This is a genomic window from Chryseobacterium nakagawai (assembly GCF_900637665.1).
GTDB classification, from domain to species: Bacteria; Bacteroidota; Bacteroidia; order Flavobacteriales; family Weeksellaceae; genus Chryseobacterium; species Chryseobacterium nakagawai.
The window spans coordinates 1,419,507-1,443,450 of sequence record NZ_LR134386.1 but is presented as its reverse complement, the minus strand read 5'-3'; the positions used below and the strand labels follow the sequence as shown (position 1 = coordinate 1,443,450).

The following is a 23,944-nucleotide window of genomic DNA, read 5'->3' as shown; positions in this document are numbered from 1 at the left end:
GTCCCCTGCTATTGAATTTCTAAAATATTAATATCATATTATCTCTCGCAGATTTCTCAGATCAAGCAGATAAAAAAATCATATATAAATATCTGTAAAATCTGTGTAATCTGCGGGAAATAAATTATTTCAGCATTACTTCCTTACCAACTCCTATCTCTTCCAGAAAAACTTCATCATGTGAGATCACCATCAGCGTTCCATGATAATCCTTAATAGAATTGGTCAGAATTTCTACATTCTGCAAATCCAGATTATTGGTAGGTTCATCGAGGATCATCATATCTGGAGCTTTATTGCTGATGGAAAGTCCGCACAGCAGTAACCTCAGGTGCTCTCCACCACTTAACATCCCACATTTTTTATCCCAGGTTTCTTTACTGAATAAAAAACGGGACAACAATGTCTTCACTTCTGACTCCTGTAAAGCACTATCGTTGAATTTTTGTACAAAATCATACAACGTCAGATCATTATCAATCAATGAATATTCCTGATCGATATAAATGCTGTTGAATTCAGCTCTGCTGATGTTTCCCGTTGAAGGCGAAATATTTCCCAGCAGAAGTTTTATCAAAGTAGTTTTTCCTGAGCCATTGGAACCCTTAATTGAAATTCGGTCACCACTTCGCACTTCAAAATCAAGATTTTCTTTCCAGAGCTTTTCTTCACCATAGCTAAAGTTAACATCCTCCGCTGTAATTAAAATCTTTCCTGAATGTAAACCGGAATCATTGAAATTGACCTTCATCTGATCAGAATTTCTTACAGAAGAATGCAATTCTCTCAAATCTCCTGAAATGCAACTGATCTTTTCTGTATGTACACTTTTCAGTTTTGAAGTATTTTTCTCCGCATTGTTCCGAAGGGTATTCATCATGATTCTTGCCACCCCGGATTTCTCCTGTTTCTGTTTTCCTCTGGCGTCAAGCTTTTGTTTCCGTTCGATGGTTTCACGTTCTTTTTCTTTTGCTTTTTTCAAAGCCCGTTCTTTCGCATGAATATCATTTTGTAAAGCTTCGTCTTCCACTTCTTTCTGTTCTGCGTAGAAGTCATAATTTCCGCCGTAGGTTGTAATTCCCTGATTACTTAGCTCAAAAATTGTGTCTACAAGGTTCAGTAATGTACGGTCATGGCTTACAATGACAACAGTAGCACTCACTTTTTCAATAAGGTCATACAACAGTTTTCTTCCTTCCAAATCCAGATGATTCGTAGGTTCGTCCAAAATAATAACATCAGGCTGGTTGATCTGAATTCCCGCAAGAAAAACTTTAGTCTTCTGGCCGCCGCTTAGTCCTTCTAATTTTTGGTTTAAATCAAAATCCTGAAGATTCCAGTATTGTAATACGTTTTGACAACGTTCTTCAATATCCCAATCGTCATTCAGAACTTCAAAATAGTGTTCATCTACTTCTCCACTTGTAATTTTTTCAAGGGCTAAAAGTTTCTGATCTATATCTAAGCACTCTGCGATGGTTAAATGATTAAAATTCCCGAACATTTGGGGAACATAGAAAACTTTGCCTTGGATGTTTATATTTCCATCTAATGGCTGTATTTCATTCGCGATAATCTTCAGCAGGGTAGATTTCCCCATGCCATTACTTCCTACCAAAGCTGATTTGGTCTGAGATGGTATTGTTAAATTGATATGATTAAAAAGGAGGTCTCCTCCCGGAAACCCAAAGGATATATTTTGCAATAAAATCATAATTTCTTTCTTAATAAAGGTTAAACACCGGTAACTCATGGGTTACCGCTTCATTGAATCTGAAAGAAATTATATCCTACATGTCTGTATTTATGGGTTTTGAAAGAACAAATATAGTATAAATACATGATTAAACACAAAAAGATTTTAATGAAAAATCTAAAATCCGTAACTTTGCCAACTACTAAAAATTTTTATGGAAAGTATTAAAGTTCACGACAAAACTTTCGTTCCTTATTTAGAGGATGCCGAAATTCAGGAAATTGTAAAAGAGACTGCATTAAGAATTTATGAAGATTACAAAGACGAAGTTCCTGTTTTCATTGGTGTTTTGAATGGAGTTATCATGTTCTTCTCAGATCTTTTAAAATATTATCCTGGGGAATGCGAGATCGCTTTCCTACAAATGAGTTCTTACGTAGGAACTGAATCTACAGGGATTGTTTACCAAAAAATGGAATTGACAAAAGATGTAAAAGACCGTCACATCATTCTTGTAGAAGATATTGTTGATACAGGAAATACGGTTGAAAGTCTTTTCAAATATTTCCAGGAGACACAACGTCCTAAATCTGTAAAACTGGCAAGTTTCTTACTGAAGCCTGAGATTTACAAGAAGGATTTCAAACTGGATTATATTGGAAGAGAAATTCCAAATAAATTTGTTCTTGGTTATGGATTGGATTATGATGAATTAGGAAGAAACCTACCTAATTTGTACCAATTAGAAGACGGACAAATTAATCATTAAATGCCTATAGCTATCAGCTACTGGCTTTTAGCTTTAAATATTAAATCGAAATAAAGTAAAATATTAACTAAATAAAGCTAAAAGCAAGAAGCAAACAGCTCATTGCCGGAAGCGAAACAACATTATGATAAACATCGTTCTGTTCGGCCCTCCAGGAAGTGGAAAAGGAACACAGGCTCAGAATCTAATCGAGAAATTTAATCTAAAGCAGGTTTCAACAGGTGATCTTTTCAGATACAACATGAAAAATGATACTGAACTTGGAAAATTGGCTAAATCTTATATCGATAAGGGAGAATTGGTTCCAGATCAGGTAACAACAGATATGCTGATTGACGAGATCAGAAAGCCTACCGACACTAATGGTTTTATCTTTGATGGATATCCAAGAACTACTGCTCAAACAGAAGCTTTGGAAAAGATCGTTAAAGAAGAGCTGAATGACGAGATCGACATCTGTCTTTCATTGATCGTAGAAGATAAAATTTTGGTAGAAAGACTTCTGAAAAGAGGAGAAACCAGCGGTAGATCAGACGACAGCAATGTAGAGATCATCGAAAACAGAATTAAAGAATATTATACCAAAACAGCAGAAGTAGCCGAACTTTACAAGCAACAAGGAAAATATGTTGAAGTAAACGGTGTAGGTGAAATTAATGAAATTTCGCAGAAACTTTTCGCTGAGGTAGAGAAAATTAAATAATCGAGATTCGGGATACGGGATTCGTATTTTTCGTCCCGTAGCTCGCAACTCGTAACAAATACTATATGTCTAACTTTGTAGATTACGTAAAAATCCATTGTAAAAGCGGACACGGAGGTGCAGGTTCTGCCCACCTTCGCCGTGAAAAGTATATTCCTAAAGGTGGCCCCGATGGTGGCGACGGAGGTCGTGGTGGACACGTCATTATGAGAGGAAATGCTCAGGAATGGACTTTACTTCCGCTTCGATATACCCGCCACATAAAAGCAGAGCGTGGTGAAAACGGAGCCAAAAACCAACTTACCGGTGCTGACGGTGCCGATATTTACATTGATGTTCCCATCGGAACAATCGCTAAAAATGAAGAAGGAGAAATTATCGGTGAGATTCTTGAAGACAAGCAGGAAATCATTTTGATGGAAGGAGGAAAAGGAGGAAGAGGAAACGAATTTTTCAAATCTTCTACCAATCAAACTCCAAGATATGCTCAACCTGGAATGGATAGCCAGGAAGGCTATGTGGTCTTTGAGCTTAAAATTTTGGCCGATGTAGGATTGGTTGGGTTTCCGAATGCCGGAAAATCTACACTTCTTGCTTCTGTTTCTGCAGCAAAACCTAAGATTGCTAACTATGCCTTTACCACATTGACTCCTAACCTTGGAATCGTGGATTACAGAAATTACAAATCATTTGTAATGGCTGATATTCCGGGAATCATTGAAGGTGCTGCCGAAGGAAAAGGATTAGGACACCGATTCCTGAGACATATTGAAAGAAACTCTATCCTGTTATTTTTAATTCCTTCAGATTCTGAAGATCACTTCCAGGAGTTTAAAATTCTGGAAAATGAGCTAAAAGAATACAATCCTGAGCTTTTAGATAAAGACTTCATTGTTTCCGTTTCAAAATCTGACCTTTTGGATGATGAACTGAAAAAAGAGATCGCCGCTGAATTCCCAGAGAACAAAAAGCCTTTATTCTTTTCGGGAGTTACCGGAGAAGGCCTTATGGAGCTGAAAGATGCCATCTGGAAACAACTGCACGGATAGAACTGAGATAAAAAATCCGGAGAAAACTTTGGATTCTAAAAAATAAATAAAGAGAAGCAAAATTGCTTCTCTTTATTTTTTCTCCCGTAGCCTTTTAATGTATATTTCTCTTTTTTAGATTGGAATAATTATTGAAAGATCATCTGAAATTTTAAACTATGAAATATTTACTAGGTCTTTGTACATTTGTATTTTTATTTTCCTGTACTTCCCAGAGAATAAACTCGAAATATTCTAAAATAGAATATCAGGCAACTCCCTGCTTTGGATTCTGTCCTGTATTCACAATGACTATCAATCCCGATAGAACAGCTGTTTTTGAAGCAGAGCATTTTAATTTTAATGATAAGCCTTCAAAAGACGAATTTTCCAAACCCCGCGAAGGAACTTTTAAAGGAACTATTAAACAGGAAGATTACAATAAACTCATCAGTTTACTAGATGGTTTAGAGGTAAAAAGTTTAAATGATAAATATGGCAAAAAAAATATTACAGATTTACCTACCTCTTATTTAAAAATTAAATTTGCTGATGGTACTTCAAAAAATGTGGAAGATTATGGTAAACGGGGAAGTGAGAAGCTTTCAGAAGTGTATCATTTTTTTGAGGATCTTAGAAAGAACCAGAACTGGACTAAGGTAAAGTAAATATCTAAATTATATTCTGAAAAAATAATTCCTTTTTAAAGAGGAATTATTTTTTTTAAGCCTTCCGATTTCTCTACTTTTGATATAATCTTGACAATTTCAAATTAAAAACATGTTTATCTCTCCCCTTTCTGACTTACAACGATCTACCAATCAAACAGAGGTTATTAAGTTCTTAATTTTTTAACCTACCTTTGCAAAATGTAATTCTTTCAGACAGAGGGAATTTTTATTTAAATTTTAAAATAATTCATTTGAATTTTACAGACTTAAACTTAATAGAACCTATTGCTAAGGCAATCCAGGAACAGGGATATACGACTCCAACACCCATTCAGGAAAGATCTATTCCTGAGATTTTACAAGGCAGAGACTTTTTAGGCTGTGCACAGACAGGAACAGGAAAAACAGCAGCATTTGCTATTCCTATTTTACAGAATCTATCTAAAAATAAAATACCAAACAAAAATATTAAAGCTTTAATCCTTACGCCTACCAGAGAATTGGCGATCCAGATTGAAGAGAACATTAATGCTTACGGTAAATATCTTCCGCTAAAGGAACTTGTTATTTTCGGAGGAGTAAAGCAGGGAAATCAGGAAGCTGCTCTAAAAAGAGGGGTTGACATTTTGGTGGCTACACCGGGAAGACTTCTTGACTTCATCGCTCAGGGTATTATCAGCTTAAGAAATCTTGAAATATTTGTTCTTGATGAAGCGGATAGAATGCTGGACATGGGATTTGTACATGATGTAAAAAGAATCATCAAACTTTTACCACAAAAAAGACAAACCTTATTCTTCTCTGCAACGATGCCCGGAGAAATCCAGAAGCTTGCTAATTCTATCCTGAATAATCCTGTAAAGGTAGAAGTTACACCTGTTTCTTCTACGGCTGACACCATTAAGCAATCTGTATATTTTGTAGACAAGGAGAACAAGCTGAATCTTTTATCTCATGTTCTTCAAAATGATATTTCAGATTCTGTCTTGGTATTTTCAAGAACAAAACACGGTGCTGATAAAATTGCAAGGAAACTTCAGAAAGACAATATTTCTGCAGAGGCTATCCATGGGAACAAATCTCAAAATGCTAGACAGAATGCCCTTAATAACTTCAAATCAGGGAAAACAAGAGTTCTGGTAGCGACTGATATTGCTGCAAGAGGAATTGATATTGATGAATTAAAATTCGTTATCAATTTTGAACTGTCTGACGTTTCTGAAACCTATGTACACAGAATCGGAAGAACAGGAAGAGCCGGAGCAGAAGGAACTTCAATTTCTTTTGTAGACGGATTAGACCTTCTTAATCTGAAAAATACGGAGAAACTAATTGGAAAGAAAATTCCTATTATTAAAGACCATCCGTTCCATACAGATGATCTTGTAGCACAGAAAAGAGATTCTAATAACAAACCTGCTGCTGCAGGGGGTGAGAGATCCCAAAGGCCTAATAATAATTCCAGGCCCAATAATAATAGAAATAAAAAGAAGCCGAAGCCTTCAGAAACTCCTTCTACAGGATTTAAAAAGCCTAAGAATAAGAACTTTACAAGAAAAAAATAAAAAAAGTCCCTTTCAAAAATGAAAGGGACTTTTTTGTACTATATTCCTCGACTGTAAACAAAAATCTTCTTCGCGTTTTCCGTCGTAATTTTGTCTATTTCGGTAAAGCCTATACCATAGATATTCACCAGTTTCCCAGCTACAAGGTCAAGATAGGAACTCTCATTTCTTTTTCCTCTGTGTGGAACCGGAGCCAAATAAGGAGAGTCTGTTTCCAATACAATTTTATCTAAAGGAACTTCGCTCAAAAACTGATCAATTTTCCCATTTTTAAAAGTCACTACTCCACCAATTCCTAAAATGAAATTCAGGTCGATGGCCTGTTTAGCCTGCTCAAGATTTCCAGAAAAGCAATGAAAGATTCCTCTTAATTTGGGATGTTTTTTTCTTTCCAACACTTCAAATGTTTCATCAAAGCTTTCTCTCGTATGAATTACAATAGGAAGATCTTTTTCTATGGCCCAATCAATCTGCTGTTCAAAAGCTTTTATCTGAATATCCAGAGTTGTTTTATCCCAATACAAATCAATTCCAATCTCTCCTATTGCAGGGAAATGTCTTTGGTCAAGATAATTCTTAACGATTTCCAGCTCTTTTTCCCAGGATTCAGGCTTTACATAGCACGGGTGAAGCCCCATCATTGAAAAAATTTGATCTGGATATTCAGCTTCCAGCTGTAGCATTTTTTCGTGGGATTCTGAATCAATAGCAGGAAGATAAAACTCTATGATTCCTTTATCTAAAGCTCTTTGAATGGTTTCTTTTCTGTCTTCATCAAACTCTTCTGCATATAAATGGGTATGTGTATCAATCATTTTATTTAAAATTTCAATAGATCTTCATAAGGATTTTCAAGGCCCAGTAACATTCCGAAAGCAGGTTCCGTCTTTATTCCCTGTTGTTTAAGTTCTATTATTTTTTGTTTAAATTCTTCTCCTTTTTCCTGTAATATTTTGTATTCAGCAATCATATGGAGATAAGCGTTTTGCTGAGTTGTAGGCTTATTCTGTCCAAAAATTTCAATGGGAAGCCCTTCTAGCATAAAATTTAATGTAATACATCTCTCGCCGTTTACAATGGGATATTCTACCTCTACATCATAAGGAATGAATCGGCTAAACATCAAATCATCCAGAAAATCTTCTTCAAATTTTAAATCCACCTCAAAAATGAGATCAAGATCACTTCCTTCTATATCAATTTCAATAGGAACAGTTCCTGCTAAAATTGGAGAATAATCTTTTAGCTTTTCAAAAATACGATGCTTTGTGAGAACTTCATAAGCTCTTCTTTGTCTTTCGTTTCCTGCCTTCAAATAGTCAATCTTTGTGAAATCAATCATTTGAATATGGTATGTTTTACTTTTTTTCGTTGATTTTCGATTCTCTGATCTAGTTTTTCTCTAAATTCTATAAACTTAGGATCTTTCACATCATTAGTTCTATGCTCTAACGCTCTCATGATCTTAAAATTTTCCTTAATAAAATCTTTTGTCTCCTCTGAAAAATAAGAATCCCCAAACTTATCAAAAATATAATTAACAGCCTGAGTACTTGGATGAATCATATCTTCTTTATAAAACCGATAATCTCTCAGGTCGTCCATCAAAATTTCGTAAACCGGAAGATAATGACAATCTTCAAACAAGGAAATAGATTCATGAATGGCTGTAATTAACTTGGATTTACTTAACTGATTCTCCACCATTCCATCTTTGGTATGCCTTACCGGAGAAACGGAAAATAAAATCTGAACTCCTTCTTTACAGATATCCTTAAGCTCCAGAATGGTATTGTAAATGGAACCTGTAAGCTCCTGATGGGTTAGCAACCTTTTCTCAAAGAACTTCTGTGGAATTTTATGGCAGTTAGCGACCAGTTTTTGCTTCGGAAGAAATTCATAAATGAAAGAAGATCCGTAAGTAATAATAATCCAGTCTGCTTGCTGAAGAAAGGCATTTCCCACTTCAATGGCACCATTGATCTTGTCCAAAGTCTGATGAATATACCTTGTATCAAAACTTGTATGGTGATCTAAAGATATATATTCTTCATTATAGATAATCAGCTCATCTTCTATATAAAATTCTGAATCATGAAGCCTTTTTACCGCATTATTGATGGAAAAGGGATTAAAAATCGTCCCAAAAGGATTATTTAGCGTTTGAAGCTGGCCATCTTTTAGTAATTCAGTCATTTCAGAGGCAAAACAGGAACCGATTGAGAATATCCTATCTTCAATCTCTATCTTCTTCTCTGATTTCGGAATATCAACTTCTGTTCTGAATTTCATTGTATAGATTTTAGGTAACAGGTAATAGGTAGCATGTCATTCTGCGACCTACTCCCTATTATCTGGAACCTTATTTAGCTTTCTCTTCTCAATAAATAGTTTGCCAGCTCAATAAACGGTTTTTTCTTCTCTTCAGGAATATCAATTTTCTGAAGATAGCTTTGACCGATTTCATTATGTTTTTCGATCAAACGAAGGGCTTTTTCATCCACTTTTGTTCTTCTGAAAATCTTTTCAACACCGTAGATCTTATCGATATTGTCTGTCTTTTTAGAATACCAGTAATCTAGTTCTTTTCTTTCTTCTTCTGTAGCATGTTCTCTTGCTAATAGGTAAAGAACTGTTTTTTTATTCTCGTAAATATCTCCAGCATGCTTTTTACCAAACTGCGCCTGATCTCCGAATACATCAAGGTAATCATCCATGATCTGGAATGCAATTCCGATATGTTTTCCGAAATTAAAGATAGCTTTTGCATCTTTGAAATCAGCTTTAGCGATCAAAGCTCCGATCTCAAAAGAAGAAGCACTCAATACACCTGTTTTATAGGTAATCATTCTGATATAATCATCAAAAGTTACATTTTCCTGGGTTTCGAAATTGATATCATACTGTTGGCCTTCACATAAAAGAAGCCCCGTATGGGTAAAGATTCGGATACAAGCTTTGAAAATTTCAGGTTCAAGATCTTCAAAGAATTTATACGCTTTAAGCATTAATCCGTCTCCAGAAAGAATCCCTACATTGATCCCGTGTAACGTATGGATTGTAGGCTTATTTCTTCTTAAAGGAGCTTCATCCATAATATCATCATGAATCAAAGTGAAGTTATGGAAAAACTCGATCGCTAAAGCTGGTTTAATAGCCTGCTTCAGGTCACCGCCAAACAGATCACAAGCCATCAGCACCATAATGGGACGAAGACGTTTTCCACCATGGGAAATAATATAATTCATCGGATCATATAACTCCGTAGGCTTATCTTTAAAAGTATACTTATTGATGGCATCCCCAACAATCTGCTGGTATCTGTCTAAAAATTCCATAAAATCTTATAATTTGAACAAAAATACGATTTTTCAAGGCTTTATAAAACAAAAAACTTTGCCCAAATGGACAAAGTTTGTATGATAATTGTGATTTTTATCTTAAAATAAGAAAGTTACAAGAAGATAAGTGATACCAGCTACTATTGCTGAAATTGGAATGGTTAATACCCAAGCCCAAAGTAAACTTACCGTAATTCCCCATCTTACTGCTGAAATTCTTTTTGTTAATCCCACCCCAATGATAGACCCTGTAATGGTGTGTGTTGTAGATACAGGAATACCAAAATGATCTGTGATAAATAAAGTAATTGCACCTGCAGTTTCTGCACTCACCCCTTCTAATGAAGTTACTTTAGTAATCTTTGTTCCCATTGTTTTAATGATCTTCCAACCTCCACTCATAGTTCCTAGAGCAATAGCAATAAATGAAACTAAAGGAACCCAGATATAATGTTGTGCAAAGTAATCAAAACGTCCTGCAGAAGGAATATCCAAATACTGTGTATCCTGAAGCATATTAACGTGATAATAAATTACCGCAGCTCCAATGATTCCCATTACTTTCTGAGCATCATTCAGACCGTGTCCTAAACTGAACAAGGCAGAAGAAACCAGCTGCAATCTTTTGAAAGATTTGTCTGCTTTGTGTGGGTTTGATCTTTTATAAAGGTGAACAATAATTAATGTAATAATGATTGAAATAATCATCCCTATGATTGGTGCCATGAAAATGAACAAGAAGATAGGAATAACTTTATCAAACTTTACCACACCCTGATGAGTTACCTGGATGAAAGCCTCTTTAATGGTCTCCCACATCCCAAGTCCTGGCTGTGCTGCTGCCACATCATGGTAATCCATCATAAAAGCGTGCGTTAAAGCTGCTCCCAGAAATCCTCCGATCAATGTATGCGATGATGAGGAAGGAATCCCAAACCACCATGTCAGAAGGTTCCAGGCAATAGCTGCCACCAAACCGGAAAATATAACTTCAAGCGTGATAAAATTTTCGTTAACTGTTTTGGCAATTGTATTACCAATTTTAAATTCTCCAATAATATATGCAGCAATAAAGAAAGCCGCAAAATTCCAAAGTGCCGCCCAAAGTACAGCCTGGAATGGAGTTAAAACTTTTGTAGAAACTATAGTTGCAATTGAGTTGGCAGCATCATGAAAACCATTGATATAATCAAAGATCAACGCCAACGCAATAATAACTACAAGTAAAATAGGAAATTCCATTTTTTGCTATGTATTGTTATCTTTTAGGCGTATTTAATCATGATGTTCTCAATTGTATTGGCAACATCTTCTGCTTTATCCGTTACGATTTCAAGATAGTTCAATACAGATGAAACTTTAATAATGTTGATCGCATCATTAGTTTCGAATAAATCTACCATTGAGTTGGAAAGCAAATCATCTGCAATATTCTCAATAGAGTTGACTTTAATACAAGCTTCTTTCACCTGCTCCATGTTCTTAAACCCTTTAAGGTTTTTCATTGCATTCTGAATTTCAAGACATGCCTTGTGAATCAATAGAGAGAAATCTGAATAAGCTTTCATCTCAGGAGATTTGTATAAGAAGATATATTTTGTAGAAGCGTAGATATAATCAGCAATATCATCTAATCCTGTTGCCAATGTGTGAATATCTTCACGATCAAAAGGAGTAATGAAGTTTTTCCCTAGTTCTACGAAAATTTCGTGAGTAAGCTCGTCATTCTTATGTTCGAAATCACTCATTTTTTTCAACATTGAATCGTCATTAAGATCGAAATCCTTGATTCCAGCGTTGAATTCCTCAGACATTGCAACTAGGTTTTCAGTTACCTTTTCAAAAAGTACAAAAAAGATTTTATCTTTTGGTTGAAAAGCGTGGAAAATATTACCAATTCCCATTTTTTAGTATTTATAATTCGAGTGCAAATTTCTTAAAAAAGGATTGTACGTGAAACTATATAACATTAAGTTTTGTTAACATTCGCTTACCTGCTGATTACCAAATAAAAAAACCGACATTACTGCCGGTTTTATATGTTATAAAAAGTGATTAGTTAGCTACTTCAGCTCTCATATCTTTACCTTTAAATTTCATTGATTGAATGTTACTTAAAACATTGTCTTTGAATGATTTTTCAACTTCGAAGAAAGAGAATTTTTCAAGAATCTCGATATCTCCAATTTCAGCTCTTTTCTTACTTTTTCCGTCAGCAGTAGCCTTGTTGATAATATCTAAAACATCAAGTTTCTTCAAATGGTCTTTTTTACCAAGGTTGAAGAAGAATCTTACCATGTTTTCATCTTTTCTTCTTGGCTTTCCACCACGATCTCTATCTCTACCGCGGTCTCTGTCTCTTCCATCTCTGTCTCTTCCTCTATCTCTGTCTCTATCACGTCCACGGTCTCTTCTTGAGTAATCATCATCTCTGCTGCTCAATTTCTGTTCAGCAAGATCATGTTTATCCTTGTAGTATAAAGCAAGATCTTTCAATTGGAATTGTAGCAACTGGTGCACCAATTCTTCTTTTGTAAAGTTACTTAGATCTGGAATTAAGCTATCATCAAATTCGAAAATATCTTCGTGTTCCGTTAATAATTTTTCGAAAACACCTCCTACCTGAGCTTTGATAATATCTTCTCCTGTAGGAATAAATTTTTCGTTAATTTCAATTTTAGTAGCAGATTTGATTTGCTTCAGTTTTCTGCTTTCTTCTGGCTTGGTTAAAGCCATAGAAATACCGTCTTTACCTGCTCTACCTGTTCTTCCACTTCTGTGAACAAATACTTCAGGATCATCAGGTAAAGAGAAGTGAATAACGTGAGTCAGAGAGTTAACATCCAATCCTCTTGCTGCAACGTCTGTAGCGACAAGAATATCGATGTTTTTCAATCTGAATTTCTTCATTACTGTATCTCTCTGTGCCTGAGAAAGGTCACCGTGAAGGGCATCAGCTGCGTACCCGTTCTGCATTAAGAAATCTGCAACCTCCTGAGTTTCCATTCTTGTTCTACAGAAAATAATGGAATACTGGTTCGGGTTTGCATCAATTAATCTTTTTAATGCTTCTTTTTTCTGACGGTATCCTACCACATAATATTCATGTTTAATGTTCTTCTTCACTTCGTTGATAGAACCTACTGAAATACGGTGTGGCTTTGTAAGATAATTTTTGGAAATTCTTTCCACTTCTTTATTCATCGTAGCCGAGAATAAGAAAGTTTGTTTAGTTTCCGGAGTTTCGCTTAGAATGGTTTCCAATTCATCCTTGAATCCCATTGAAAGCATTTCATCAGCTTCGTCTAATACTAACCAATGAATGGCAGAAAAATCTAATGCTTTTCTGTTGATAAGGTCAATTACCCTACCTGGAGTTCCCACAATAATTTGTGGTTTGTCCTTTAAAGATCTCATCTGGTCTACAATACTACTTCCACCATAAACCGCAGTAGTTTTGATGTTCATGTATTTAGAGTAATTCTTTATGTCTTTAGAAATCTGAAGACATAATTCCCGTGTCGGACAAAGCACCAATAATTGGATTTTGCGACTCGTATCGTCAATCATATCCAAAATCGGAAGCGAAAACGCTGCTGTTTTGCCTGTCCCTGTCTGCGCAAGTGCGATCAAGTCGCGAATATCTGAAAGAATAAAAGGGATAGTCTGTTTTTGGATTTCTGTTGGGCTTTCGTAACCCAGTTCGCCAATTGCCTTAAGGATATCAGGACTTAAATTGGTTTCCGTAAATAAATTCATTAACTATTTTAAAATTTTTGCAAAGATACAACAAATATTTGACTTGTTTTTGAATAAAGTTTTAAATATGCAAACTTAAATTCAGAATCTTTTAATACTTTTTTAATATTTGAAAAATTAAATCCAAAAAAACAAGCTTTGGGTTAAAAATTTGTTAAACATTAGTTTTTTTTATTAAATTGGATTGATTTTTTCTGGATTATTTATGAATTTTCAAAAACAAAACCATGAAACGCAGATTTTTCTTTTTGATATTCTCATTGATAACGCTTGAAATATTTGCTCAAGGCCCCAATTATCCCACCCGGTGGACTCTGGATAATTGTATTGAATATGCAAAGGAGAACAATATTTCTATCAATTCATTAAGGCTTTCAAAAAATTCAGCTCAACAGGATCTGCTTCAGGCTAAAGAAGCAAAATATCCCAACCTCAACGGAACAGTTTCACAAGGTCTTTTTTCTCTTAATGGGAATGATGGGCTTCATGTAACCGGAGCACAAACTCAAAGTATTGGAGCTAATTCTTCAATGACTCTTTACCATGCCAATTACATTAAAAACAATGAAGCCTCAAAAAACATGCTGGTTCAGATGGCTGATCTATCCGTACAGGAATCAGAAAACAATATTACCATAAGCATAACACAGGCATATTTGAATATCTTAATGAATCAAGAAAATATCGTTTCACTTGAAAATGTTTTAAAAACAACTCAAACCCAATTAAAACAAGGAGATCAACTTTATAAAGCTGGGAGCCTTTCTAAACTCAATTATCTTCAGATTCAGTCACAGGTTGCTCAGGATCAATACAATTTAATTTCTGCTCAGAATAATTTACGAACCAATATTGTTAATTTAAAGCAAATTCTGCAATTGCCTACCCATTATGACTTCCAGATAGTAAAACCGGACAGTCTCATGGTAGATGACCAGCTAAAACCACTACAGGACGTTCAGGTTCTTGCCCAAAACCAGCGTCCTGAAGTAAAATATGGGGAATTGAATGTCGAAAACTCAAATACCAATCTTAAAATGGCACAGGCATCTATTCAGCCTACCTTAAGTGTGGTAGGAAATATTTCAACCAATTATTCCAACGGGAATGGAAACTATTTTAGTCAACTGGGTAACAATTTCTATATGCCTATTGGATTAAGTCTTGGAATTCCAATTTACAATAACAGAATATATAAAACCCAGGTTGAAAAATCAAAAATCGCCATAGAACAAGCTAATCTTGATCTTCAAAACACCAAGACAATTCTCAATCAACAAATTGAGCAATCCTATATCAATCTTCAAAATGCAGTATCACAATATGACTCAGCCTCTAAACAAATGGACCTCAGCCAACAGAGCTATGATATCATGAACGCTCAAATGAAAATTGGTAGTATTGATTATGTACAGCTTCAGCAGCAACGATTGCTTTACATTCAATCTATTCAAAATTATCTGCAGGCCAAATACACTGCAGTTCTCAATAAACAGATTTATGAATTTTATGCAGGTAACCCTATAAATCTAAAGTAAACTATGAAATCGCTATGATTTACAAACAAAATACCGATGAGGATAGCGCGATTGCATATGACCTTTAAAAACAATAAATAGCTAGCATATGAAAACAAAGAATAAAAAATGGTTATACTGGGTGGTGGGTGGCATCATTGCTGTAGGTGCAGTCTGGTTTTTCTTCATCAGAGAAAAAGAAATAAAAATCCAGTTGGAAACGATAAAGCCCGAAATGGGAGAAATTTCCAACTCTATTACTGCTACAGGAACTATTCAACCAGTGGATACTGTTGCGGTAGGTACTCAGGTATCAGGAATCATCAAGAATATTTATGTAGATTTTAATTCTACCGTGAAAAAGGGACAGCTTTTAGCCACTCTGGATCCGGACCTTCTTCAATTTCAGTCTGAGCAATATAAAGCCAATCTGCAGAATGCAAAAAGTAATCTTGCTTACAATGAAATCAACATCAACCGGCAGTCACAGCTTTATAAAGTAGGAGCCATCAGCAAAGCAGACTATGATATTGCCACCAATCAATATAATATGGCAAAAGCACAGGTAGGTACTGTAACCGCTCAGCTTTCCACTGCTAATAAAAATCTCTCACTTACCTATATATATTCTCCAATAGACGGAACCGTTCTCAATAGGAATGTAAGCGAAGGACAGACCGTTGCATCCAGCTTCAGTACCCCTACTCTATTTAGTATTGCTAAGGACTTGACCAAAATGAGGGTTCGAGCTTCTGTAGATGAAGCTGATATTGGAAATGTGAAAGTTGGACAGAAAGCAACTTTTACTGTAGATGCTTTTCCTGATGAAACATTTAATGGAGAGGTTGCAGAAGTCCGGCTTCATCCTACCGTTTCATCGAATGTTGTAAATTACACTACCATCATTAACGCTGACAACTCTGGCTTGAAACTAAAGCCAGGAATGACGGCAAACATTACAATTTACACGCAGATTTTAGAAAATGTGATGAAAATCCCTGCAGCTGCAATCAGCTTCAGACCAGATAGTCTGGTTATTCAAAAGTACAAAATCAATTCTCCATTTTCCAATGGCAAAACCCATGAAAAAGGACAGTGGAAGAAACAAGGTATGAAGAAAGAAGCGGACAAGAAAAATGAGGCCGGTGTATGGGTTATTGCTAAAGACAGCACCATATCTCACAAAAGGATTAAAACAGGGATGGACAGTGATACTGAAATACAAGTTATTTCTGGTTTGGATAAAAATGATAATATCATCACAGGCTACAAGCTATTATCCAAAAAATCTTCCAGCGGACAGGCCAAAAGTCCATTTATGCCTCAAAGAAGAAGTGGTGGAAACAATAAAAGCGGTGGTGGCGGCGGACCAAGACAATAAGAAATCAAAGTCCACTATCTAATCTAGCATTTAGCAACTTACAAAAATAAAAAGTCATGGCAGAAAAAATTCTTGATATCATGGATCTGAAAAGAGAATTCAGGATGGGTGAAGAGATTGTTCATGCGCTGAAAGGAGTTACCTTTTCTGTAGAAAGAGGAGAATTCGTGACAATCATGGGAAGCAGTGGTTCGGGAAAGTCTACCTTACTCAATATTTTGGGCTGCTTGGATAAACCTTCCAATGGCGATTACATTCTTGATGGAGTGAATGTTAAAAATCTTGACCGTGATGAGCTGGCTGTGCTTAGGAATCAAAAAATAGGTTTTGTATTCCAGTCATACAACCTTCTTCCCAGAACTACTGCAAGAGAAAATGTGGAGCTTCCTCTTCTTTACAATGCTAAAGTATCAACGGATGAACGACATAAAAGGTCATTAGACGCACTCACTGCTGTAAAACTGGAAAGCAGAATAGACCACCTTCCCAATCAGATGTCAGGAGGGCAGCAACAGAGAGTCGCTATTGCCAGAGCTTTAGTAAATGAGCCTGTTATGATTCTTGCTGATGAAGCCACTGGAAATCTTGACACAAGAACTTCATACGAAATCATGGCACTCATGCAGGAGTTACATAAACAGGGACGTACTATCGTTTTTGTAACGCACGAGCCCGATATAGCAACTTTTAGCAGCAGAACAGTCACACTACGGGACGGAAAAGTAATTAAGGATGTTAAAAATGACAATATAAAATCTGCCAGAGAAGCGCTGGACATCCTTCCCACCAATGATGATTATCAATAACAAACTAAAACTTCATTGCAATGAAACTCTCAAACCTCTTCAGAATTGCCTGGAAGGCCCTTTTAAGAAATAAGCTTCGAGCATTTTTAACGATGCTTGGGATCATTATTGGTGTTGCTTCAGTAATTGCTATGACCGCCATTGGTGAAGGGTCTAAAAAAAGCATAAGCGACCAGCTTTCTTCAATGGGTTCTAATATGATCACGATTCGGCCTTCAAGTAATGTGAATGTTTCAGGAGGGGCAAGAATAGGAGCTTCCGGATTACAAACATTGAAGCCTCAGGATGCTGAAGCCATTTCCAAGGGCGCACCTGATGTCTCTTATGTGTCACCAGCCGTACAAACCAATGGACAGTCGATCAACGGACCTAACAACTGGCCTACCCAATTGCAGGGTGTTAATGAACAGTATTCTCAGATCAGGGATTGGAGTGTTGCAAGTGGTAATTTTTTCACCAAGAAAGATGTCTCCTCCTCCAATAAAGTCTGCCTGCTTGGCCAAACAGTTTATACGAATCTGTTTCCCAACGGAGAGGACCCAATAGGAAGCATAATCAGATTTAATAAAGTTCCTATGAAGATCATTGGTATTCTTTCCCCTAAAGGATCCAATGCATTCGGTCAGGATCAGGATGATGTTATTCTGGCTCCTTTTAATACGGTGCAGAGAAGATTTTTGGGAATTACTTATGTACAGACCATTTACGCTGCCTCTACGAATGCAAACACGTCACAACAGGCTACGGATCAGGCCTCAGAAATTTTAAGGAAACAACATAAGCTACCCAGTGATGGAAGTAACGATGACTTCAGTGTAAGAACCCAGGCGGAACTGATTTCTACGATGAGCTCTACCAGCCAACTTCTAACCGTCCTGCTTTCCGCTATTGCCGGAATTTCTCTTATTGTAGGCGGAATCGGGATTATGAACATCATGTATGTTTCCGTCACTGAGAGAACCAAAGAAATTGGTCTAAGGATGTCCATTGGAGCCAGAGGAAAAGACATTTTGTATCAATTTTTGATCGAAGCTGTGCTCATCAGCATTACCGGAGGAATATTGGGAGTTATCCTTGGAGTTCTTTCCTCAGAGCTGGTTACATTTTTTCTTTCATGGCCTACCTTCATTACCGAGTCATCCATTATTATTTCTTTTATTGTTTGTGCTGTAACCGGAGTATTCTTCGGGTATTACCCCGCTTTGAAAGCCTCAAAACTTGATCCTATTGAAGCATTGAGATATGAATAGTTTTGTGTAAATTTGAGTAACGCTGATAAATACGAGGTTCGGGATCATGAGAAACGAGATCAGCAATTGGAAAAATTAACAAACATCAAACAAAAATATGTCAGCAAGCATTTCTTCTAAAACCTTTGATTTTCTAAAGAAGTTAAACAAAAATAACAACCGTGAATGGTTTAATGAAAATAAAGATTTGTATACTGAATCCCAATCAAATGTTATTGAATTTTTAGATAGCTTAATTAAAGAAATGTCGGAATTTGACGAAGAACTTGCTAAAATTGACAGTAAAAAATCACTTTTCAGAATTTACCGTGACACCCGTTTTTCGAAAGATAAATCCCCATACAAAACTAATTTCGGAGCTTCGCTGGGAATGGGAAAAGGAAATCAGAAAGGCGGATATTATCTTCATCTGGAGCCTGGTAAATCTTTTCTGGCTGGTGGAATCTACATGCCTGAATCTTCTGTTTTAAAAGAAGTACGAAAGGAGGTTTCTCTATATGGTGATGATTTTCTTACTATTTTAAATAATAAAGATTTCAAAAAACATTTCCCTGAACTTGACCAGGATGACAAGCTAAAAAAGGTACCTCAAGGGTTTGAAAAAGAAGACCCTATGGCTGAATATTTAAAACTTAAAAACTTCATTGTGGTGTACACACTCAAAGATGAAGAGGCTTTAGATAAAAATGCGGTAAAGAATCTTAGTAAAATCTTCAAGCTGATGAAGCCTTTTAATGATTTCCTGAATACTCCTCTTTCAGATTAAAAATTACTGAATTGCATTAGTATTACGCCACACAGACAGTGCAGATTTTCACAGAAGATCCTGCAAGCCCTTCTCATATATATCTAAAAAGATTCCTAAGAGTAGTTTTATGACGCGCTTTAATACGTTCTAAAACAAAAAATGATTCATCCGTCAAGCGTCTCCATGACAAATTGAGAATAGAGTAATTTTCAGTCTATTAGAAACAACACTCTAAGATTTCAGACTGAAAATCAAATTATTATATTTAACATTTTTTAAGAAAAGTTTTACATTTTTGCTTATCTTTGCTGTTCGTCAAAAAGCTAAGGATGTCTTTATACCAAAAAATTGCAGAAAAACTACAATATATAAGTCCGGATTTTTATAAGAAAAGATATTTTAAGACCTTAAACAATCTTAATAAAGATAATTTTTCGGAACGCAATGTAGAACCGGAACTGGTATGGATCAAAGAATACCTTCCAAAAAAGGCTGTAATACTGGACATTGGTGCCAATGTAGGAACTTTCCTGTATCAATTGGAAAATAAATTAGATCATGAGCACATTTATGCTTTCGAACCTAATAAAAAGCTTTATACCAGGCTGAAAAGATTATTCCCTACGATGAGGGTGCTTCCTTTAGCTCTTTCTGACGAAAATACAATTGCTGAATTTAAAGTTCCCATTATCAACGGAAAAACGATTGCCTCCCGTGGAACCTTAAACACAGAGTACAAAGAAAAAGGCGAAGAGAAAAGCTATACTGAGAAAGTGAAGGTTATCAAACTGGATGAATGGGCTGCTCTGGAACACTTCAACCGACTGGATTTTATCAAGATCGATGTTGAAGGCAATGAAATAAAGACTCTTTCAGGAGCTAAAGAAACCATTAAACAGTTTATGCCCACTTTAATGGTTGAGATGGAACAAAGGCATCACCAAACACCTATATGGAATGAAATTTCTGAAGTGGAAAGCTGGGGATATGAAGTGAAGTACCTTAACAGGAGCACCTTTACCCTTGAAACCCTTACAGAAAATATTCTACTACAAAATACAAACGACGAAAAAAATAAAACTCAGTACATCAACAATATTATTTTTATACCTAAAAACCCTTAAAACAACTTTATGAGCGTAGTAGCGAGACAAGGATTCAAATATTCCATTATCGGTTATATTGGTTTTTTGCTGGGTACAGTTTCTGCAATATTCATCTTTCCCAATGACTTCGAATTTTATGGAAAACTTCGCTACAGTATGCAAACTGCAGAAATGCTTGTCCCTTTTGTTGTTTTCGGAATTTCCTATGCGAACGTAAAATTTTTCCATTCTTTACAGAAAGATGGTAAAAATCAAAACATGCTTTCCTTATCGCTTGTTACTGTTTTGATTAACTTCCTTATATTTTCTATTATATTTTTTGTTCTTCCTTATTTTTACCCTAAGTTCATCCATTCGGAAGCCTGGAAAATTAAGAAAATTATCTTACCTCTTATTTTAGTTTTATCTCTTTGTGCTATTTTTAATAAATACACTTCTAATTATAAAAGGATTGTTGTTTCTAATATCTTTGACAATTTATTTCCTAAAATAGCCAATTTGGGTGCATTCTGTCTGTTCTTTTATTTTTCTCTGTCTCAGAATATCGCATTGGCTTTCTTCTTCGGAATGTTTACCTTAATGCTTTTCGGGTATATTTATTACACTAATAAACTTGAGAAAATCCATTTTGACATCAGTACAGATTATTTTAAGAAAGATGATTTCTGGAAAGAATTTCTAAACTACAGTTTCTTTGGCTTTCTAGGAACATTTGGAAATTACCTGGCGATTAACAGCTTTATGATTGGAGAGTTTATGGGAATGGAGGAAAATGGTATTTATTCTGTATTATATGCTCTTATTTCATTGATCTCTATTCCACAGTTAGGTTTATTTAATATTTCAGCACCCATTATCAGTAAACATCTTGCTGATGGTGACATGGAAGGCCTGGATAGGTTTCATAAAAAGACTTCATTAACGCTATATTTTTTGGGTGCAGTATTGTTTTCCTGCATTATGGTTGGATTTCCTTACCTGACTCAGTTTATGCCTAAAAATGGGGTGATGCTCCGAGAGTATGAACCGGTTGTATGGATCTGGGGATCTGCAGTTTTAATTGACCTTGCAACAGGATTTAACGGAAACATCATCTCTCTTTCAAAATATTACCGATTCAACATTCTGGTAATGCTTTTATTGGCCGGATTAACAATTGGACTGAACTATTACTTCATCAAAAATACAGACTTGAAACTTATCGGAATTGCTTTATCCACTGCCATTTCCCTTACGATTTATAATGTTGTTAAAATCTTATTCAACTATATTCTTTTCAAAGTTTCACCATTGACCATTGAGATGATCTTCATATCAATTATTTGTACTTTAGCGATTACTGTAGCCATTGTTTTGCCCAATTTTAACAGCAACTTCATCAATCTTATCTATAAACCTGCTGTAGTACTCTTGTTGATCTATATTGGAAATTATTTCACAAAGATTTTTCCAATAGAGGATTATCTAAATATGAAATTTATTAAGAGTATTTTTAAGTTTAAATAAGACTTAGAAAATAAAACCGACAGAACAATACTAATCTTTAACCAGCTATAAGGCTGTTTAATACCTGTTCTAATCTTTTTTGAACTTCTGATTTACCGTAATTTTTTTGAAAATCAAAATGGGTAGTTATAAGCTCGTTCAGCTGTTCGAGGATATTTTCTTTTTCGGGGAAAATAAAATTCAGTTTTGACGGATAATTCTTTGGAAAGACAGCCAGTTTCCCATAGGCAATTGCATCACCCAGGTTTCCTGTCATCTTGGTTTTTCCGTATGTTTCTTTTATGCTGAAAAATTCAGTTTCCTGCTGAATCGGGCACCAAAGCATATCCGCCTTTTGCATCCATGTCTCAAAGTCTTCCGATGAGACTCTTTCTGAAAAATAGGTTACAGAGATATTCTCCGGCAAGTATGAAGACAAGCGTTCAAGGTGTTTTAATTCATAAGCTTGGGCTTTTCCAAGAAAAATAAATTCACATTTTTGGTCCGATCTTATCTTCTGAATGGCTGCAAAAATATGAGCATAATCTCTCCTCTTCTGAGAAACACCACCCGGAATAACAATCATGAGACTTTCATTCTTAGATGACACATAGTCTCTGGTATAAAAAAGAGGCAGAAACCGATGTCTGTCAGAAATCAGCGCTTCATCCAGTACTATCAGGGATTTTGATTGCTGATACACCTTACCAGTATATAATAATCCTTCTTTCCACCATAGTTTTAGTCTGTAGATGACATCACCTTTGAATACACTTGCTATTAAATCAAGTTTTGAAGCTCTGGTAAAATTGAGATTATGAGTAACAACAGCTGTATTGTATTTTTTTGTTATCGCCAAAAACGTATTGAAAAAACGATGGACAGTTCCGATAATAACCAAATCATATTCTCTGGTCTTCAGCTGATCTAAAATCATAGAACTATCCGACAGAAAAACTTTTGATCCGGTCTCACGGATCTGATCCTTGATCCTTTTGGAAAAATAATAATCTACACTGAAATTCTGAGATCCCTCCATGACATTCATGAAAGCCTGTGCTATTTCTGCGTGGGTATCTATTTCTATGTAGGCTATTTTTTTCACTGACCGATTGGAATTATTCTTAAGTTTTGGCTAAAGCGGTTGATTTTTTATTTTGTATCAAACGGACTAAAGTTCGTTTCTATTCATGTTTATATTGGTCTACCTCCTCAGATTTTCAGCCATTTTTTCTTCAACATTCTCCAACGTTGATCGTTAACGGCTTTTTGTTCTTCTTTTGAAATTTTAAGTTCCAGTTTTTTAGCCTTACAACCTTCATAGGATTTTACGATATCAAAGAAAAATGATGGAGATTTGATTTTCATGGCTTCTTTTGATGAGGCAATATAAGCCAGAAATCTGTTTAATCCTAAAAAGTAAAAATAGCGTCCATAATAATCCGCTGGTCTTATGGTATAGTCCGCACCTTTTACTTTAATAAGTTTTACCTGCAGCTCTGGTAAGACTACTTCTTTCCAGCCTAGATGTTCCAACAAAATAGAGTCTATATTATCCCAGCCTAATGTCTCTCTTATGCCTCCCATCTGAAGAAAACATTCTTTCCGATAGGCTTTCATAGGTCCTCTTACATGATGTTTGTTGGAATTTCCTTCATATATCCAACTTCCTTCTTTTTCTACATAAAGTAAACCACCTACCAGTCCATATTCGGGATGATTGATAAAAGCTTTTTCTACGGTTTTCAGATAGTTTTCTGGAAGAATGATATCGGCATCAAATTTACAAATAATATCAAATTCTTCTACAGATTGGGTCTGCAAACCATTTTTAAAGGCATGAACAACCTTTGAGCCGGGTTGATGCTCTGACTTTTGAAGATTAATGGTTTCAAAACGGGAATCAACTGCAGTATATTTTCTGATAACGTCAGGAGTACTGTCTGTGGAACCATCATTAACGACTACCACTTTAAAATCCCTATTACTTTGCTGCTGTAAGGAATCCAGAGTGAAGGAGAGGTTCTGCTCTTCGTTATGGGCAGGAATAATAATTAAAAACCTCACGGAGTAATTTATAAGTGATGAATAATAAGTGATAAATGATGACAAACACCAT

The 23,944-nt window shown here is 35.6% G+C and carries 22 protein-coding genes; 12 read left to right on the top strand and 10 right to left on the bottom strand.

The window, feature by feature from the left end:
- Positions 1 to 124 precede the first annotated feature (124 nt).
- Positions 125 to 1,714 (bottom strand): ribosomal protection-like ABC-F family protein, encoded by a 1,590-nt coding sequence (gene abc-f / locus EL260_RS06550; protein WP_123859420.1) that lies wholly within the window; start codon positions 1,712 to 1,714, stop codon positions 125 to 127.
- Between the two features lie 196 nt (positions 1,715 to 1,910).
- On the opposite strand from abc-f, the gene EL260_RS06545 reads away from it, so the two are divergent.
- The 5 genes from EL260_RS06545 to EL260_RS06525 all read left to right on the top strand — a co-directional run bounded on the left by EL260_RS06545 (position 1,911) and on the right by EL260_RS06525 (position 6,432).
- Entirely contained in the window at positions 1,911 to 2,465 is a 555-nt protein-coding gene (locus tag EL260_RS06545; protein WP_123859419.1) for a phosphoribosyltransferase, read from the top strand.
- Between the two features lie 124 nt (positions 2,466 to 2,589).
- Positions 2,590 to 3,168, top strand: a complete 579-nt coding sequence (locus EL260_RS06540; RefSeq protein WP_103293606.1) for an adenylate kinase — start codon at positions 2,590 to 2,592, stop codon at positions 3,166 to 3,168.
- A 65-nt stretch (positions 3,169 to 3,233) separates the two neighbouring features.
- Complete coding sequence (obgE, locus tag EL260_RS06535) at positions 3,234 to 4,217, top strand: GTPase ObgE (RefSeq protein ID WP_123859417.1); 984 nt, start codon at positions 3,234 to 3,236, stop codon at positions 4,215 to 4,217.
- A gap of 158 nt (positions 4,218 to 4,375) precedes the next feature.
- Positions 4,376 to 4,864 carry a DUF6438 domain-containing protein gene (locus EL260_RS06530; RefSeq protein ID WP_123859415.1) on the top strand — a complete coding sequence of 163 codons (489 nt, stop codon included), beginning with the start codon at positions 4,376 to 4,378 and terminating at the stop codon, positions 4,862 to 4,864.
- 254 nt (positions 4,865 to 5,118) lie between these two features.
- On the top strand, positions 5,119 to 6,432 hold the full coding sequence (locus EL260_RS06525) for a DEAD/DEAH box helicase (protein ID WP_123859414.1): 1,314 nt from the start codon (positions 5,119 to 5,121) through the stop codon (positions 6,430 to 6,432).
- A 38-nt stretch (positions 6,433 to 6,470) separates the two neighbouring features.
- Here EL260_RS06525 and EL260_RS06520 read toward each other — a convergent pair whose 3' ends face one another.
- The 7 genes from EL260_RS06520 to EL260_RS06490 all read right to left on the bottom strand — a co-directional run bounded on the left by EL260_RS06520 (position 6,471) and on the right by EL260_RS06490 (position 13,532).
- Positions 6,471 to 7,247 (bottom strand): TatD family hydrolase, encoded by a 777-nt coding sequence (locus EL260_RS06520; RefSeq protein ID WP_123859412.1) that lies wholly within the window; start codon positions 7,245 to 7,247, stop codon positions 6,471 to 6,473.
- A gap of 5 nt (positions 7,248 to 7,252) precedes the next feature.
- Positions 7,253 to 7,774, bottom strand: a complete 522-nt coding sequence (locus EL260_RS06515; RefSeq protein WP_123859410.1) for a DUF4269 domain-containing protein — start codon at positions 7,772 to 7,774, stop codon at positions 7,253 to 7,255.
- Positions 7,771 to 8,724 (bottom strand): GSCFA domain-containing protein, encoded by a 954-nt coding sequence (locus EL260_RS06510; RefSeq protein WP_123859408.1) that lies wholly within the window; start codon positions 8,722 to 8,724, stop codon positions 7,771 to 7,773. Before EL260_RS06510 ends, EL260_RS06515 begins: the two co-directional genes overlap by 4 nt.
- 74 nt (positions 8,725 to 8,798) lie before the next feature.
- On the bottom strand, positions 8,799 to 9,770 hold the full coding sequence (locus tag EL260_RS06505) for a polyprenyl synthetase family protein (protein WP_123859407.1): 972 nt from the start codon (positions 9,768 to 9,770) through the stop codon (positions 8,799 to 8,801).
- Positions 9,771 to 9,872: 102 nt separating this feature from the next.
- The gene (locus tag EL260_RS06500) at positions 9,873 to 11,015 is read right to left on the bottom strand and encodes an inorganic phosphate transporter (protein WP_123859405.1); all 1,143 of its coding nucleotides are present in this window, start codon (positions 11,013 to 11,015) and stop codon (positions 9,873 to 9,875) included.
- 23 nt (positions 11,016 to 11,038) lie between these two features.
- On the bottom strand, positions 11,039 to 11,677 hold the full coding sequence (locus EL260_RS06495; protein WP_066698712.1) for a DUF47 domain-containing protein: 639 nt from the start codon (positions 11,675 to 11,677) through the stop codon (positions 11,039 to 11,041).
- 151 nt (positions 11,678 to 11,828) lie between these two features.
- Positions 11,829 to 13,532: a DEAD/DEAH box helicase gene (locus EL260_RS06490; RefSeq protein ID WP_123859404.1), complete on the bottom strand. Its 1,704-nt coding sequence runs from the start codon at positions 13,530 to 13,532 to the stop codon at positions 11,829 to 11,831.
- A gap of 227 nt (positions 13,533 to 13,759) precedes the next feature.
- Here EL260_RS06490 and EL260_RS06485 point away from each other — a divergent pair, with 227 nt between their 5' ends.
- The 7 genes from EL260_RS06485 to EL260_RS06455 all read left to right on the top strand — a co-directional run bounded on the left by EL260_RS06485 (position 13,760) and on the right by EL260_RS06455 (position 21,846).
- Positions 13,760 to 15,070, top strand: a complete 1,311-nt coding sequence (locus EL260_RS06485) for a TolC family protein (RefSeq protein ID WP_123859402.1) — start codon at positions 13,760 to 13,762, stop codon at positions 15,068 to 15,070.
- Between the two features lie 88 nt (positions 15,071 to 15,158).
- A complete protein-coding gene (locus EL260_RS06480; RefSeq protein ID WP_123859400.1) occupies positions 15,159 to 16,430 on the top strand; it encodes an efflux RND transporter periplasmic adaptor subunit in 1,272 nt (423 codons plus the stop codon).
- A 56-nt stretch (positions 16,431 to 16,486) separates the two neighbouring features.
- Positions 16,487 to 17,236, top strand: coding sequence for an ABC transporter ATP-binding protein (locus tag EL260_RS06475; protein ID WP_123859398.1), 750 nt, complete (start codon positions 16,487 to 16,489; stop codon positions 17,234 to 17,236).
- Between the two features lie 20 nt (positions 17,237 to 17,256).
- Positions 17,257 to 18,486, top strand: a complete 1,230-nt coding sequence (locus EL260_RS06470) for an ABC transporter permease (protein WP_123859396.1) — start codon at positions 17,257 to 17,259, stop codon at positions 18,484 to 18,486.
- A 97-nt stretch (positions 18,487 to 18,583) separates the two neighbouring features.
- The gene (locus EL260_RS06465; RefSeq protein ID WP_123859395.1) at positions 18,584 to 19,252 is read left to right on the top strand and encodes a DUF2461 domain-containing protein; all 669 of its coding nucleotides are present in this window, start codon (positions 18,584 to 18,586) and stop codon (positions 19,250 to 19,252) included.
- A gap of 311 nt (positions 19,253 to 19,563) precedes the next feature.
- Positions 19,564 to 20,358 (top strand): FkbM family methyltransferase, encoded by a 795-nt coding sequence (locus EL260_RS06460; RefSeq protein WP_123859394.1) that lies wholly within the window; start codon positions 19,564 to 19,566, stop codon positions 20,356 to 20,358.
- A gap of 9 nt (positions 20,359 to 20,367) precedes the next feature.
- Positions 20,368 to 21,846, top strand: a complete 1,479-nt coding sequence (locus EL260_RS06455) for a lipopolysaccharide biosynthesis protein (protein ID WP_123859392.1) — start codon at positions 20,368 to 20,370, stop codon at positions 21,844 to 21,846.
- 37 nt (positions 21,847 to 21,883) lie between these two features.
- On the opposite strand, the gene EL260_RS06450 is transcribed toward EL260_RS06455, so the two are convergent.
- Positions 21,884 to 22,930 (bottom strand): hypothetical protein, encoded by a 1,047-nt coding sequence (locus EL260_RS06450; RefSeq protein WP_123859390.1) that lies wholly within the window; start codon positions 22,928 to 22,930, stop codon positions 21,884 to 21,886.
- A gap of 107 nt (positions 22,931 to 23,037) precedes the next feature.
- Positions 23,038 to 23,892: a glycosyltransferase gene (locus EL260_RS06445; protein WP_123859388.1), complete on the bottom strand. Its 855-nt coding sequence runs from the start codon at positions 23,890 to 23,892 to the stop codon at positions 23,038 to 23,040.
- Between the last annotated feature and the right edge of the window lie 52 nt (positions 23,893 to 23,944).

What these genes read in the sequence shown, in the direction of transcription:
- abc-f (WP_123859420.1), bottom strand. Translation starts at nt 1,714, where the DNA reads ATGATTTTATTGCAAAATATATCCTTTGGGTTTCCGGGAGGAGACCTC.
- EL260_RS06485 (WP_123859402.1), top strand. Translation starts at nt 13,760, where the DNA reads ATGAAACGCAGATTTTTCTTTTTGATATTCTCATTGATAACGCTTGAA.
- EL260_RS06530 (WP_123859415.1), top strand. Translation starts at nt 4,376, where the DNA reads ATGAAATATTTACTAGGTCTTTGTACATTTGTATTTTTATTTTCCTGT.
- EL260_RS06510 (WP_123859408.1), bottom strand. Translation starts at nt 8,724, where the DNA reads ATGAAATTCAGAACAGAAGTTGATATTCCGAAATCAGAGAAGAAGATA.
- EL260_RS06500 (WP_123859405.1), bottom strand. Translation starts at nt 11,015, where the DNA reads ATGGAATTTCCTATTTTACTTGTAGTTATTATTGCGTTGGCGTTGATC.
- EL260_RS06470 (WP_123859396.1), top strand. Translation starts at nt 17,257, where the DNA reads ATGAAACTCTCAAACCTCTTCAGAATTGCCTGGAAGGCCCTTTTAAGA.
- EL260_RS06505 (WP_123859407.1), bottom strand. Translation starts at nt 9,770, where the DNA reads ATGGAATTTTTAGACAGATACCAGCAGATTGTTGGGGATGCCATCAAT.
- EL260_RS06475 (WP_123859398.1), top strand. Translation starts at nt 16,487, where the DNA reads ATGGCAGAAAAAATTCTTGATATCATGGATCTGAAAAGAGAATTCAGG.
- EL260_RS06465 (WP_123859395.1), top strand. Translation starts at nt 18,584, where the DNA reads ATGTCAGCAAGCATTTCTTCTAAAACCTTTGATTTTCTAAAGAAGTTA.
- EL260_RS06460 (WP_123859394.1), top strand. Translation starts at nt 19,564, where the DNA reads ATGTCTTTATACCAAAAAATTGCAGAAAAACTACAATATATAAGTCCG.
- EL260_RS06520 (WP_123859412.1), bottom strand. Translation starts at nt 7,247, where the DNA reads ATGATTGATACACATACCCATTTATATGCAGAAGAGTTTGATGAAGAC.
- EL260_RS06495 (WP_066698712.1), bottom strand. Translation starts at nt 11,677, where the DNA reads ATGGGAATTGGTAATATTTTCCACGCTTTTCAACCAAAAGATAAAATC.
- EL260_RS06515 (WP_123859410.1), bottom strand. Translation starts at nt 7,774, where the DNA reads ATGATTGATTTCACAAAGATTGACTATTTGAAGGCAGGAAACGAAAGA.
- obgE (WP_123859417.1), top strand. Translation starts at nt 3,234, where the DNA reads ATGTCTAACTTTGTAGATTACGTAAAAATCCATTGTAAAAGCGGACAC.
- EL260_RS06455 (WP_123859392.1), top strand. Translation starts at nt 20,368, where the DNA reads ATGAGCGTAGTAGCGAGACAAGGATTCAAATATTCCATTATCGGTTAT.
- EL260_RS06490 (WP_123859404.1), bottom strand. Translation starts at nt 13,532, where the DNA reads ATGAATTTATTTACGGAAACCAATTTAAGTCCTGATATCCTTAAGGCA.
- EL260_RS06480 (WP_123859400.1), top strand. Translation starts at nt 15,159, where the DNA reads ATGAAAACAAAGAATAAAAAATGGTTATACTGGGTGGTGGGTGGCATC.
- EL260_RS06545 (WP_123859419.1), top strand. Translation starts at nt 1,911, where the DNA reads ATGGAAAGTATTAAAGTTCACGACAAAACTTTCGTTCCTTATTTAGAG.
- EL260_RS06540 (WP_103293606.1), top strand. Translation starts at nt 2,590, where the DNA reads ATGATAAACATCGTTCTGTTCGGCCCTCCAGGAAGTGGAAAAGGAACA.